Annotated in this window: 13 protein-coding genes; 2 read left to right on the top strand and 11 right to left on the bottom strand. The window is 63.4% G+C overall.

Features of this window, described 5'->3' with window-relative positions; translation table 11 throughout:
• Nucleotides 1–66: 66 nt before the first annotated feature.
• The 8 genes from ACZ0BA_RS25555 to ACZ0BA_RS25520 all read right to left on the bottom strand — a co-directional run bounded on the left by ACZ0BA_RS25555 (nucleotide 67) and on the right by ACZ0BA_RS25520 (nucleotide 9,604).
• On the bottom strand, nucleotides 67–669 hold the full coding sequence (locus tag ACZ0BA_RS25555; RefSeq protein WP_463453910.1) for a class I SAM-dependent methyltransferase: 603 nt from the start codon (nucleotides 667–669) through the stop codon (nucleotides 67–69).
• A 2-nt stretch (nucleotides 670–671) separates the two neighbouring features.
• The gene (gene ubiB, locus ACZ0BA_RS25550; protein ID WP_463453909.1) at nucleotides 672–2,240 is read right to left on the bottom strand and encodes a ubiquinone biosynthesis regulatory protein kinase UbiB; all 1,569 of its coding nucleotides are present in this window, start codon (nucleotides 2,238–2,240) and stop codon (nucleotides 672–674) included.
• Complete coding sequence (locus ACZ0BA_RS25545) at nucleotides 2,237–2,860, bottom strand: ubiquinone biosynthesis accessory factor UbiJ (RefSeq protein ID WP_463453908.1); 624 nt, start codon at nucleotides 2,858–2,860, stop codon at nucleotides 2,237–2,239. Before ACZ0BA_RS25545 ends, ubiB begins: the two co-directional genes overlap by 4 nt.
• A 100-nt stretch (nucleotides 2,861–2,960) precedes the next feature.
• Nucleotides 2,961–3,932: a Tim44 domain-containing protein gene (locus tag ACZ0BA_RS25540; RefSeq protein WP_463453907.1), complete on the bottom strand. Its 972-nt coding sequence runs from the start codon at nucleotides 3,930–3,932 to the stop codon at nucleotides 2,961–2,963.
• Nucleotides 3,933–3,949: 17 nt separating this feature from the next.
• Nucleotides 3,950–4,684 (bottom strand): bifunctional demethylmenaquinone methyltransferase/2-methoxy-6-polyprenyl-1,4-benzoquinol methylase UbiE, encoded by a 735-nt coding sequence (gene ubiE / locus ACZ0BA_RS25535; RefSeq protein ID WP_315397821.1) that lies wholly within the window; start codon nucleotides 4,682–4,684, stop codon nucleotides 3,950–3,952.
• 74 nt (nucleotides 4,685–4,758) lie between these two features.
• The gene (locus tag ACZ0BA_RS25530) at nucleotides 4,759–6,051 is read right to left on the bottom strand and encodes an alpha/beta hydrolase family protein (protein WP_463453906.1); all 1,293 of its coding nucleotides are present in this window, start codon (nucleotides 6,049–6,051) and stop codon (nucleotides 4,759–4,761) included.
• Nucleotides 6,052–6,071: 20 nt separating this feature from the next.
• Nucleotides 6,072–7,352 carry an LLM class flavin-dependent oxidoreductase gene (locus ACZ0BA_RS25525; protein WP_463453905.1) on the bottom strand — a complete coding sequence of 427 codons (1,281 nt, stop codon included), beginning with the start codon at nucleotides 7,350–7,352 and terminating at the stop codon, nucleotides 6,072–6,074.
• Complete coding sequence (locus ACZ0BA_RS25520) at nucleotides 7,352–9,604, bottom strand: TonB-dependent receptor (protein WP_463453904.1); 2,253 nt, start codon at nucleotides 9,602–9,604, stop codon at nucleotides 7,352–7,354. The genes ACZ0BA_RS25525 and ACZ0BA_RS25520 overlap by 1 nt, the downstream gene beginning before the upstream one ends.
• Nucleotides 9,605–9,814: 210 nt before the next feature.
• Between ACZ0BA_RS25520 and ACZ0BA_RS25515 the strand changes: the two genes are divergently transcribed.
• Entirely contained in the window at nucleotides 9,815–10,867 is a 1,053-nt protein-coding gene (locus ACZ0BA_RS25515; protein ID WP_463453903.1) for a LacI family DNA-binding transcriptional regulator, read from the top strand.
• Between the two features lie 9 nt (nucleotides 10,868–10,876).
• Nucleotides 10,877–11,806, top strand: coding sequence for an aliphatic sulfonate ABC transporter substrate-binding protein (locus ACZ0BA_RS25510; protein ID WP_463453902.1), 930 nt, complete (start codon nucleotides 10,877–10,879; stop codon nucleotides 11,804–11,806).
• 23 nt (nucleotides 11,807–11,829) lie between these two features.
• Here ACZ0BA_RS25510 and ACZ0BA_RS25505 read toward each other — a convergent pair whose 3' ends face one another.
• The 3 genes from ACZ0BA_RS25505 to ACZ0BA_RS25495 all read right to left on the bottom strand — a co-directional run bounded on the left by ACZ0BA_RS25505 (nucleotide 11,830) and on the right by ACZ0BA_RS25495 (nucleotide 12,942).
• Nucleotides 11,830–12,228: a PIN domain-containing protein gene (locus ACZ0BA_RS25505; RefSeq protein ID WP_463453901.1), complete on the bottom strand. Its 399-nt coding sequence runs from the start codon at nucleotides 12,226–12,228 to the stop codon at nucleotides 11,830–11,832.
• A 2-nt stretch (nucleotides 12,229–12,230) separates the two neighbouring features.
• Nucleotides 12,231–12,446: an AbrB/MazE/SpoVT family DNA-binding domain-containing protein gene (locus tag ACZ0BA_RS25500; RefSeq protein ID WP_463453900.1), complete on the bottom strand. Its 216-nt coding sequence runs from the start codon at nucleotides 12,444–12,446 to the stop codon at nucleotides 12,231–12,233.
• 67 nt (nucleotides 12,447–12,513) lie between these two features.
• Nucleotides 12,514–12,942: a gamma-butyrobetaine hydroxylase family protein gene (locus ACZ0BA_RS25495; protein ID WP_463453899.1), complete on the bottom strand. Its 429-nt coding sequence runs from the start codon at nucleotides 12,940–12,942 to the stop codon at nucleotides 12,514–12,516.
• Nucleotides 12,943–12,965 lie beyond the last annotated feature (23 nt).

Raw genomic sequence — 12,965 nt, 5'->3', positions numbered from 1 at the left:
GCGCCGAGTGCGCATGCATGGCGGATTACGCTACGCTAATCCGCCCCACGTCTCTCCTTGGCATTTTTAGCCATGTGGTCGCCGGCGCCAGATCATCCAGCGCTCCTTGCCTTCGAATACGGGGATGGAGTCGCTGACCGGGTCGTCGGCGATACACTCGAAATCTTGTCGCAATAGCAGGTCCAACTGCTCATGGCCGATTCCGAACGGCGGCCCTTTCGCCACATCGTCAAAAAAGAAATAGCCTGCCAGCAGTGCTCCGGCGGGCAACAACGCCGCCCAGCGCGCGGCCACCCTGGGCCACATCGCGCGCGGCATGGCGCACAAAAAGGCGCGCTCGTAAATCAGTTGCAACGGCCGCGCCGGTTGCCAGGCGAAGAAATCCGCCTCGACCACACGGTCCGCGTGCTCGCCAGCGGCCAGCTTGCCGGCCCGCACGGCCTGCGGCGAAAAATCGATTGCCGTAGCGTCCCAGCCTGCGGCGGCTAAAAACGCCAGCTCGTAGGCCGAACCGCAACCGGGTATCAAAGAAACCATCGGCGCGTTGGCGGCGGCGAAATTGCGCAGCGCCAGCGGCACGCCACCGCGATCCCACGGCGTGAAGCTGCGCGCAAAGCGTTCATCCCAGAACGCCGGCGACAAGGGATCGCGCTGCGCGAAGTCAGCCATGATCAGAGCAAATGGTGCCAGCGCGAATACAGCTGGAAGCCCGCCACGCCCAGCCCGACCGCGACGGCGAAATAGATCACCGCGCCGAGCAGGCGGTTGGTGCGCTGCTGTTCGTGGATCAGCACCTTGATCAGCTCGCCGTTGTCGGCCGGCTTCTCGCCCTGTTGCTCAAGCGCCCGATAAACCAGACGCGGCAGTTGCGGCAGGATCTGCGTGTAGCGCGGCGCCTCGGCCTTCAAGCGCTGCAACAGGCCTTGCCAGCCGACCTGCTCGGCCATCCAGTTTTCCAGATACGGCTTGGCGGTCTTCCACAGGTCGAGGTCGGGGTCGAGCTGGCGGCCCAGGCCTTCGATGTTAAGCAGCGTCTTTTGCAGCAGCACCAGTTGCGGCTGCACCTCGACGTTGAAACGGCGCGAGGTCTGGAACAGCCGCAGCAGGATCTGGCCGAAGGAAATATCCTTCAGCGGGCGGTCGAAGATCGGTTCGCAGCAGGCACGCACCGCCGATTCGAGTTCGTCGACGCGGGTTTCCTTCGGCGCCCAGCCCGATTCGATGTGCGCCTCGGCCACGCGCTTATAGTCGCGGCGGAAGAAGGCCAGGAAGTTTTGCGACAGGTAATCCTTGTCGTAGTCGTTGAGCGTGCCGACGATGCCGAAGTCGAGCGCGATGTAGCGGCCCAGGGTTTCAGGCTCGATCGACACCAGGATATTGCCCGGGTGCATATCGGCGTGGAAGAAGCCGTCACGGAACACTTGCGTGAAGAAAATCTCGACGCCGTCGCTGGACAGTTTTTTGAGGTCGACGCCAGCCGCTTCCAGCTTGTCGATCTGCGACACCGGCAGGCCGTGCATGCGCTCCATGACGATGACGCTGTTGGAACAATAGTCCCAGTACATTTCCGGCACCATCAGCAGCTTGGAATCGGCGAAGTTACGGCGCAGCTGGCTGGCGTTGGCCGCCTCGCGCATCAGGTCCAGCTCGTCGTGCAGGTATTTGTCGAACTCGGCGACCACTTCCTTCGGCTTCAGGCGCTTGCTGTCGGCCCACACGCGGCCGACCCACTCGGCGGCGATGTGCATCAGCGCGACGTCCTCGTCGATGGATTTCTTCATGCCCGGACGCAGCACCTTGACCGCAACCTGCTTGCCGTCTTTCAACGTGGCAAAGTGCACTTGGGCGATCGACGCCGACGCCACCGGCGTGCGCTCGAACGAGGCGAACAGTTGGTCCGGATGGGCGCCCAGCGATTTGCGGATCTGCGCGATGGCCAGGTCGGAATCGAACGGCGGCACCCGGTCCTGCAGGCGCGACAGCTCGATCACCAGGTCGGCCGGGATCAGGTCGCTGCGGGTCGACAGCACCTGGCCGAACTTGACGAAGATCGGTCCCAGGTCCTCGAGCGCCATGCGCAGGCGCACGCCGCGCGGGGCGGAAATGTCGCGCCAGAAAATGATCGTGTCGATGAGTTTGGCGGTGCGCGGCACTTTGAGGCCGGAAATGGCGATTTCGTCGAGACCGTAGCGTATGGCAACCCGCAGGATTTTCAGCAGGCGTAAAAATTTCAAAATCATTGGGTTCCCAGTTTCTGTTCCAGTTTGGCCAGGCGCTTGGCGGCCCGTTCCACGTCATCGCGCAGGCGCACCACGTCGGCCGAGAATTCCTCCACCGCCTGCGGGCGTATCAGCACCTGTTTTTCATCGAGCAGGAACTCGGCGACGTTTTCGGCCAGCTTCTGATGGCCCGTCTTGACCGCCTCGAACGCGGCCTTGGCGCCCGACACCATGCGCACCGCCGCCACCTGGCCGACCACTTTTTCCAGGTCCGATTCGGCCTCCCAGCGCAGCGACGTGCTCAGGCTGGAGATGGCGTTGGCAAAATCGGCGTCGCCCTCGATGCGCACATACGAAAAAGCACGCTCGCGGTTTTGCGCGATCAGCGGCAAGTCCGACAATTTGACCCTGATGGTAACCCGCGCCGCTTCATCGGCCGGTGCGGCCTCGAACATACCGTCGGCCGTCACGCGCAGGCGCAGCGCGACGGTGCCCGCGTCGATGCAGGCGACCTTACCGGCGTGGCGCTGCAACTCCTTGCGCGCCCATGGCGCCTGCGCCAGCAAATGGTTGACGGCCGCGCTGGCCGGCGCGGCGGCGGACAACAGGGCGGATAAGTGACTGAAATTCGGTGGGGTCATCGGTGGTCGTCGCTCAAACAAGTTCTTTACGCCAGAAAAACAAAACCGCCCGGAAAGCGGGCGGTCTCGATCTTACCAGTTCGCCGGGATTTCCCGGTGATCAGGCTAACTGTTGAATACCAGCAAGCAACCAGCCCGACGCGCCGGAGACCGGCTTGGTCAGGTTCCAGACCTCGTTGAACGGCTCGGCCAGCGCGTCCGGCGCGGGCTTGATCATGCCAACGAATTTGACGCTGGCCAGGTATTCGGTCTCGGTCGTCTCGATGCCCAGCAGCTCGGCATCAATGCTGACGACGTCGGTGTAATCCTTCTGCGCGCCACGTTCGTTGATCTGCATTTTCATCTCGGCAAATACTTCAGGCGTGGTGAACTCGCGGATGTCGGCGGTGTCGCCCTTGTCCCAAGCCGCTTGCAGGCGGATGAAGTTGCTTTTGGCAACACGCAGGAACGACACGGCGTCGAAATCGGCCGGCACGCCCCAAGGGGTGTGCGGCGCCGGCGCGGCCTGCACCGGCTGGTATTGCTGCTCAGGCTGCAGGCGCGAACCGATTTCCGGCGTGCCGCCGCTTGCCGGCGCAGTGTAGGCGTTGGCGTTGCCATTGTTGTTGCTGTAGGCATTGCCGCCGCCATTGAAGCCACCGCCGAAATTACCGGCTGCCGCCGGCGCCACGGTCGGCTGCGACTTGCGGCGGAACATGCGGAAGATGAAGTACGCGGCGCCGGCCAGCAACGCCAGCATCAACATCGTGCTCAGGATGCCGGCCATCGCGCCGCCAATACCCAGGTGCGAGAACAAAGCGCCCAAGCCCAAGCCCAGCAGCGCGCCGCCGAGAATACCTTTCCACATGCTCGGACGTTTGGCCGGCATCGCGTTAGGCGCGGCCGGCGCTGGCGCCGGGGCGGCCTGGCGCGGAGCCGGCGTCGGCGCGGCGGCCGGCGGCATGCGGTTGACGTTTTGCGATTGGCGGCCGATCGAACGATTGCCGCCGGCGGGACGCGCGGTCGCCTCGGCCAGCATCGTGAAGGCGGATACCGCGACAACCGCGGTAATCATCAGTTTTTTCATGTTCATGGTCATTCCTACAGTATTTACAGTTTGATACCGGTGTGTAAAGCGGCCACACCTGCCGTCAAGTTGTAATACGTTACCCGTTCCAGACCCGCCTCTTCCATCATGGTTTTGAGCGTGTCCTGGTCCGGATGCATGCGGATCGACTCGGCCAGATAGCGATAACTTTCGGCATCGCCGGCAATCTTCTGGCCCATCCAAGGCAACACCTTGAATGAATAAATATCGTACGGCTTCTGCAGAGGCGCCGCCACTTTCGAGAACTCCAGCACCAGCAACTTGCCGCCGGGCTTCAAAACGCGGCGCATTTCCGCAAGCGCCTGATCCTTGTGGGTCATGTTGCGCAGCCCGAAGGCGACGCTGACGCGGTCGAAATAGTTGTCGGGGAAGGGCAATTTTTCCGCATCACACAATAAGGTGGGGGTCAACAGCCCGCGATTCAAGAGGCGGTCGCGCCCAACGCGCAACATCGACTCGTTGATGTCGGTCAGCCAGACCTCGCCGGTCGGGCCGGCCTGCTTGGCGAATACCTTGGCCAGGTCGCCCGTGCCGCCGGCGATGTCGAGGCACTTGAAACCGGGGCGCACGGCCGCGTTGGCGATGGTAAATGTCTTCCACAGACGGTGCAGGCCACCCGACATGACGTCATTCATGACGTCGTACTTGGCGGCGACGGAATGGAAAACCTTGGCGACTTCGCGGACTTTGTCGTCTTCAGCGACCGTTTTGTAACCGAAATGGGTGGTATTTGTCATGGTGGCAGGCCTGTTAGTTTGCCTGCATTATACAAGCGCGCAGGTAATTTTCCCTCCCGCGCGCCCTTCAATGCCTATTGTGCCTGTCGTGCGGGCAGGTGACGCCACTCCAGCCCGAGCGCGGCGCGCTTGCGGAAGCCCTTCCACAGGCCGGGATCAGGCTTGATGGTGCCGTCGGCGGCCAGCGGCGGCAACTCCAGATACGGTTGCAGCGGCTGCGCCTTGAGGTGGACGCCGAGGAAAGCGGTCACGAAATGCTGGTTGATGTTATTGAGGCGGCGGCTGTCCCACACCGGCTCGGCGTAGGCCATGAAGTCGTCAAAGCTGGACCATGTTGCCGGTGACGGCGGATTCGGCGCCGAATTATGGCGGCCGCCCTGGTAAGTTAGCAGATAGCGGTCCGCGTTGACGGCGCCCTCGAAGATGCGCACCACGCCGTCCTTGTAGCCGGCCACGTCGTCCTGGTCGCCGCTGATGAACAGGACCGGCGTGCGCACGCCGGCCAGGCCTTCCGCATCCCACACCTTGTGCGCGCCGCCCCATGGCGCGAACGCCACCACCGCCTTGACGCGGGCGTCGCGGCGCGATGCGTAGTCGGCGTTGCCTTGCTGGTTCACGGCCAGCTTGCCGCCGGGGACATAGGCTGCGGCGGCGGCGCTGACACCCGCGCCGACCGTATTCAGCGCACCATAAGCGCCCATCGAATAGCCGATCAACGCGGTGTTGCCGGCGTCGGCCACGCCGGCGAGGAAATTGCCGCTTCCCGGCTTGGCCCATTCCGCTACCATGTCGAGCACAAACAGGTCGTCGAGGCGCCGATTCAGCAAGGTGCTGGCGAAACCCGCCTTGTCGGCGCGCGTCGATTCGGGATGGTCGATCGCCACCACGACGTAGCCCTTCGAGGCCAGGTTCTCGGTCAGGTAGCTCATTTGCAGCCGCGAGCCCGGATAGCCGTGCGAGACGATCACCAGCGGATAGCGTCCGGCGACCGGCGCCGCGTCGCGCGCCGCTCGGCCGTTGAACTGGAACGGGGTGTTGGGACGGGCGGGGTCGTTGGGGCCGGAGCCGAGAACGTCGGTATAAACCGTATGCTCCTTTTGCCCCGCCGCCAGCGTGGCCGGATACCAGACTTCCAGCGTGATCTTGCGGGTGTAGCGCGGGTTCGGATTGGCATCGCTGTAATGGAGCACGTCCAGCTGGTCCGCGTGCTCGGCGACCAAGGTGCGCACACCGACCGGCAACGCGCCGCGCGCGGCCAGCTCCGGCGCGTCGGGACGCAAGTCGCCGAAGTACTCCTGCGCGTGCAAAGGCGCGATGAACGCCGATACGGCCAATGCCGCGATCACAATCCTGCCAGCTAACTTCATGCTTGTCCTCGTCGATGAACTCATAACCCCAAATGCTCCCGCAGCGTCGTGCCACGGTACTCGGTGCGGAACAATCCGCGCCGCTGCAGTTCCGGCACCACCAGCGACAGAAAATCATCCAGCCCGCCCGGCAAGGCCGGCGCCATGAAATTGAAACCGTCCGCCGCCTCCTGTTCGAACCAGGCCTGCATCTGGTCGGCCACCGCCTGCGCCGTGCCGACCACGGTGAAGTGCCCGCGCCCGCCGGCGATGCGCTCGTACAGCTGGCGTATCGTCAGATGCTCGCCCTGTGCCAGATCGATCAGCAATTGCTGGCGGCTGCGCTGGCCGTCCTGCGTCTGCGGCAGTTCCGGCAACGGGCCATCCAGCGGATAGCCCGACAAATCGAAGTTGCCGATCATACGGCCCAGCAGCGCCAGACCGGCCTTCGGCTCGATCAACCGCTGCAACTCACCGAACTTGTCGTCCGCCTCGCCCTGCGAGCGCCCCACCACGGCGAACAAACCCGGCATCACCTTCAATGACTCCGCCGCCCGGCCGTGCGCCGCCACCCGCCGCTTCATGTCGCGGTAAAAATCCTGCGCCTTCGCCAGCGATGGCTGCGCCGTGAACACCACCTCCGCCGTGGCGGCGGCCAGGTCGCGCCCCGCCTCGGAACCGCCGGCCTGCACCACCACCGGGCGCCCCTGCGGACTGCGCGACACGTTCAGCGGACCAGCAACGGCGAAATGCGGGCCGCGATGATCCAGCTTGCGCAGCCTGGCGGGATCGATCAACCGGCCGCCATCCTTGTCGTTAATAAGCGCCCCATCTTCCCAACTATCCCACAATCCCGTGACAACCTGATGAAATTCGCGCGCCCGCTCATAGCGCGCAGCGTGCGCCACATGCTGGTCGCGGCCGAAATTAGCCGCTTCGGCCGCGTTGTCGGACGTGACCAGGTTCCAGCCCGCCCTGCCCTCCGATATCTGATCGAGCGACGCGAACTGGCGCGCCACCGTGTACGGCTCGTTGTAGGTAGTCGTGGCGGTGCCGATCAAGCCGATCTTGTCGGTCGACGCGGCCAGCGCCGACAACAACGTCAATGGCTCCAGCGCCGGCACGCCGCCGGTCAGCGCCAGGCTGTCGGCAAAGAATACCGCATCCAGGCAAGCCCGCTCCGCGCTTTGCACCTGCTGCCGGAATACCTTGAACGGATTGGATTCCAGGTCCGTCTTCGGATGCCGCCACGCGGCCACGTGGTGCCCGTGCCGCATCATGAAGGCGGCGATGCTCAGTTGCCTGGTCGGTGCGCCTGCCATCAGAACTCCTTACGCGCGGTGATGCCGAAATAACGCTCGTCGTCGCGCGGCACGGCGCGCGTGACGTAGCCGGTCGAGGTGACCAGATTGGTCGCGTAGGATTTGTTGGCCAGGTTTTTACCCACCAGCGCGATGCGCCAGCCACCTGGCGTCGACGACAAAGCGATGCTGGCGTTGATGACGCCATACGCGCCCTGGATCGCATCCGGCGACTGGAACAGGTCGAACTGCGTCTTGGCCTGATAGGTGTAGTCGGCCGAGAAGTCGACGATCAAGCCGTTTTGCAGCGGCAGCGCGTAGTTGGCGCGGGTGAAGGACTTCCACTTCGGCGAAAACGGCAGCGGCTGGCCATTCAGGTTGCACGAGGCCGTGGCCGCCGGCGGGCAGTTGAAGCTGTCGATAGTCGCGTCGGTGTAGGCCAGCGAAGCGGTCAACGTCAGCTCGCGGGTCGGCCGCGCATTGATATCCAGCTCGACGCCCTTGGTCGACACATCGCCGGCGTTGATCAGGCGCGTGATCACGGTGCCGGCGACGGTGTCGTAGAAGTTGGCCTGGTAGTTAGAATATTTGGTGTTGAAGACGGCGACGTTGGCGGTCAGCCGCCGATCGAAGGCGCTGGCCTTCAGCCCCAGTTCAAAGGAATCGGAGGTCTCCGGTTTGAGCGCCAGCGTGTCGCGGCCAAGCATGTTGAAGAAGACGTTGTAGGCCGGTCCCTTGTAGCCGCGCGAATACGTCGCGTAAGCATTCACGTCTCGCGACAGCTGGTACTGCAGCCCCACACGCCCGGAGTAGCCGTCCTCGCTGGTCGAGCCGCTGTTGCTTACCCCGGGCTGAACGCCGGGGAAGGCCGCCGTCGACGTCGACGTGCGGACATGGTCGTACGACAGTTCATCCTTGGTCCAGCGCGCGCCGGCGATGGCGCGCCACTCCGGCGTCAGATTGAACGTGCTTTCGCCGAACAGTGAGTAGCTGTCGTTCTTGACGCCATAGTCGGCGCGACCGGTGTTGGGCGCCGTGGTGGTGGTGACGATGCGCTGATAAGTTTCGCGGTCCTTGCCATGCAGGTAGAAGGCGCCGACGACGTATTCGAGGAACTGGTCCTTCGGCGACGCCAGGCGCAGCTCCTGCGACACCTGGCGGAATTCGACGGTGCCGATATCGCGCGTTGCCGGATACGCGGCCGAGATGCGCGCCGCTTCGGCCGCATTGCCGATAGCCGAGGTGCTGGTGTACTGCTGGTTGTCCCAGTCGCGCACCGCCGTGATGGAGGTCAGGGTGTAGCCGCCGTTGCGCCAGTCTACCTGCGCGGACAAGCCCTTGTTGGTATCGCGGATATCGCTTGGGATGTCGGTGTTGATGCTGCGGTTTTCGGTCGACGCGACGACCGGCGCGATCGCCTGCGAGAACGGTGCGCTGGTCGACTTGTAGGCCGTGAAGGACGGCGACGCGTTCGAGCGCAGGTAATCCGCGATCAGGCTCACGTCGAGATCCTTGTTCGGCGTGATATCGACGCGTGCGCGCACGCCCTTGCGATCGTAGCCATTGACCTTGCCGCCGCCGGCGTGCAGGTTGTCGACATTGCCGTCATAGTCCGCATACAGCGCGGTGACGGCGGCGGTGACCACGCCCGGCTGGATGGTGCCGGACAGGCCGGCGCGCACCCGCTTCTCGCTGCCCTCGTACCAGGAGGCGTCGACAAAGCCGCTGGTCTGCTCCGACGGCTTGCGGCCGATCACGTTCAACACGCCGGACGACGCGTTCTTGCCGAACAAGGTGCCTTGCGGTCCCCGCAGGATTTCAATGTGTTCGATGTCCAGCAGATCCAGCGTCGCCTGGCCCGGACGCGCGTACACCACGCCGTCGATCACGGTCGATACAGTGGGTTCCACACCGGGGGACGTCGAGATGGTACCGATACCGCGCACGAAGATCGTCGAATCCTTGTTGCCACCCTGCTGGCGGAAGGTCACGCTCGGCACTTCCTGCACGATGGTGTCGATGCTGGTGCGGTTGGCTTGGGCCAGGTCGTCGCCATTCAACACCGACACGGCCACCGGCACCGATTGCAGCGAGGCGTTGCGGCGCGTCGCGCTGACCGTCACGCTGGGAACGGCGGCGCTGTCGGCGCGTTCCAGAATCGGCGCGCTGGCCGCATCCAGCGCATCCGCCGCGTCCACCCCGCCGGCCCACGCCGAGCTGACAAGCAAAGCGCCCAACGTCAGCGCACCGATATTTTTACTGTTGTTCTTCATTGCCGATCCCTTGATTTGACAGCGCCGTTCGCGCCATATGCGGAAAATCCACTTTCATCGTCGAAGAACCAACTTAGTTCCCCGCCTGACGTTTGCTAGACTTTGAATGGTACCGATACCCTTTTTTTAGTGTCGGTGCGGGCCGATTTGAAGTCAAAGAATTAAAAAACCCATCGATATGTCTTTTTTAAATATGCGCAAACGAAGCCTATGAGCGAACCGGAAAGCACACGCAAACGCCGTGGCTCCGGCCGCGCGACCATCCACGACGTGGCGCGGCTGGCGGAAGTCGGCTCGATCACGGTGTCGCGCTACTTCACGGAGCCGGGCCGCGTCGCGGCCGCACGCAGCGCGCGCATCGCCGCCGCCGTCAAACAACTGGGCTACGTGCCCAATCTGATGGCGGGCAGCCTGGCGTCGTCGCACAGCCGCATCATCGGCATGGTGATCCCGAACATCTCCGGGCCGATTTTCGCCAGCACCATCCAGAGCTTCAGCGATACGCTCAGCCGCCACGGCTACCAGCTGCTGCTGGCGTCGAGCTATTTCTCGGCCAAGCAGGAGGAGAACGCGGTGCGCGCCTTCCTCGGCTGGAAGCCGGCGGCGCTGGTGGTGACAGGCCGGTTCCATAACCGCGCGACCGAAAAGCTGCTGAACACCGCCGGCATTCCGGTGGTGGAGACGTGGGACTACGATCCGCGCCGCAAGCCGATACAGGTTGGCTACTCCAACATCGCCGTCGGCGAGCAGGCGGCGCGCTATCTGTACGCCAAAGGCTATCGCCGCATCGCGTTTGTGCAAAACAGCCTGGCGGGCGACCTCAGTGCCGTGGACCGCAGCGACGGCTACGCGGCGGTGATGCGCGAGCACGGACTGGAACCGACTATCTACGTGCCGACGGCGGAGGCGCCGTTCGACGCCGGCAAACAGGCCATCGAGGCGCTGGCGCTGAAACCGGCGCGGCGTGGCGGCCAAGCCGAGGCGATCATCTTCGCCAACGACAATCTGGCGGCAGGCGCATTGCTGGCGGGGCAGCGCGCCGGCCTGGAGATGCCCGGGCAATGCGCGATCGTCGGCTTTGGCGACTACCCGTTCTCGCCGCTGCTGCTTCCCAGCCTGACCACGATCCGCCCGCCGGGCCGCGAGATCGGCGAGATCGCCGCGCTGCGCATACTGGAGCAGTTGGGCGTGCTGCCGGCGTCCGGCCAGGACACGCGTTTGAATCTGCTGGCCTGCGAACTTATCGAGCGCGAAAGCGCATAAAGGAAAACCATGAAGAACATCGTCGCCGGCTTGCTGCTGGCCCTCCCCCTGCTGGCGCACAGCGCGCCGGCCATCACCATCGGCTTCCAGAAAAGCAGCGGCTTGCTGGGCATCTTGAAGAATCAGGGCACGCTGGAGAAGGCCTTCGCCGGCGAGCAGATCAAGTGGATCGAATTCCCGGCCGGTCCGCAGATGCTGGAGGCGCTCAACGCCGGCAGCATCGATTTCGGCAGCACGGGGGCGCCGCCGCCAGTGTTCGGGCAGGCGGCCGGCATCGACCTGCTGTACGTCGCGGCCGAGCCGGCGCCGGTCAACAGCGAGGCGATCTTCGTGCCCAAGGAATCGACGGCGCGCACGGTGGCGGATTTGAAAGGCAAGAAGGTCGCGTTCCAGAAGGGATCGGGGTCGCACTTCCTGCTGGCGTCGGCGTTGCAGAAGGCGGGCTTGAAGCTCAGTGATATCAAGCCGGTGTACTTGTCGCCATCGGATGCGCGCGCGGCGTTTGTCAGCGGCGGCATCGATGCGTGGGTGGTGTGGGACCCATATTTCGCGTCGGCGCAGAAGTCGTATCAGGTGCGAGTGCTGAGCGACTACACCGGGCTGCCGCAGGCGAACGGATTCTATCTGGCGTCGCGCAAGTTCGCGACGCAGTCGCCGAAGGTGTTGGCGGCGCTATTGGGACAGGTGGCGCTGACCGGCCAGTGGGCCAACGGGCACACGAAGGAAGTGAGCGCGATGCTGGCGCCGCAAATGGGACTGCCAGCGGATATCGTGGCGACCTGGCAGCGCCGCACGCTTTATGGCGCGGTGCCGGTCAGCGCCGCCATCGCCGCTAATCAGCAGCGCGTGGCGGACGTGTTCTATCAGCAGAAATTGATACCGAAGCCGATCAATGTGGCAGGAAGCGTATGGCCATGGCAACCGGCCATCGCCAGATAACGCCCAAGTGACACCACACATGATTACCTCAACAAAGAGCAACTGGCCAATCTGCTGGCGCGCATATCAAAAGTGTACATCGGTGAACAACCGAGGGTTCGGCTGTGGGCAAGAATAAGACAGTTAGCGAAGTTGGCTTTGCTGTGGCCCCACATCTCCAAGGCGCGCGCAAGCTCTGGATCGTTTTCAAGCCGTACCTCGCCAGCCTCGAGCAAGCTTACAAGTACAGAGATTATTTCGGCCTTGGAATATTGGTAAGCGCTACGAAGCACCCATTCGCACTCCAGTACGACTAACGTTGTCACCAGGGCTAAATGGCCTGATGCTTTGGCTTTATTGATGAGTCCGGCTGCGAGCCGACACTGGGCGACATCGTCTTTCACGATGAATCGGATCAAGACGTTCGTGTCCAGTGAGATCATCGCTAACGCGACATCTGCTCAACCGGAACAGGTTCTTGCCCTTCTCGGTACAGCATTCCTTCAAGGTCCGTGATACTGCGATTTCGCGCCCTGACGATCGCTGCGCCGGTCAGGGACATCGTAATTCGGACGATATCACCGGGCTTGATTCTGAGCTGCTCTAGAATTTCCTTGGGCAATGTGACATTGCCATTTTCATCCGCAATAACATCACACATACTCACCTCCGTTTTCCTCCCAGCTTAGCGAAGAAAACCGAAAGCGCAAGTGCGCTGCGTCAGTGTCTCAGTGCTTATGCCCGCACGAAGGACCATGCACATGCGGCGCCGGCGCCGGGGTGTTGGCGGGATCGCGGCCGCTGTCGCCCTCAAGTCCGGAAGCGTGCAGGCGGTCCAGATAATCCTGCCACAGCTTGTCCTTCTCGTTACCCAGCTTGTACAGGTAATCCCACGTGAACAGCCCAGTGTTGTGTCCGTCTGTGAAGGTTGGCTGCACCGCATAGTTGCCGACCGGGTCCAGCGCCGCGATGCCCACTTCGCGTTTGCCGACTTGCAGCACTTCCTGGCCCGGACCGTGGCCCATCACTTCGGCCGACGGCGAGTACACGCGCATCAGCTCGAACGGGATGGTGAACGAGGCGCCGTCGTCGAAGGCGATGTCGAGTACCTTGGACTTGTTGTGGACGGTGATGGCGGTTGGATTCTTGGTACTCATAGGTGGTCTTTCAATCAGGCTTC

This window comes from Duganella sp. AC917, assembly GCF_979258245.1.
This window is presented reverse-complemented; position numbering and strand designations above follow the sequence as displayed.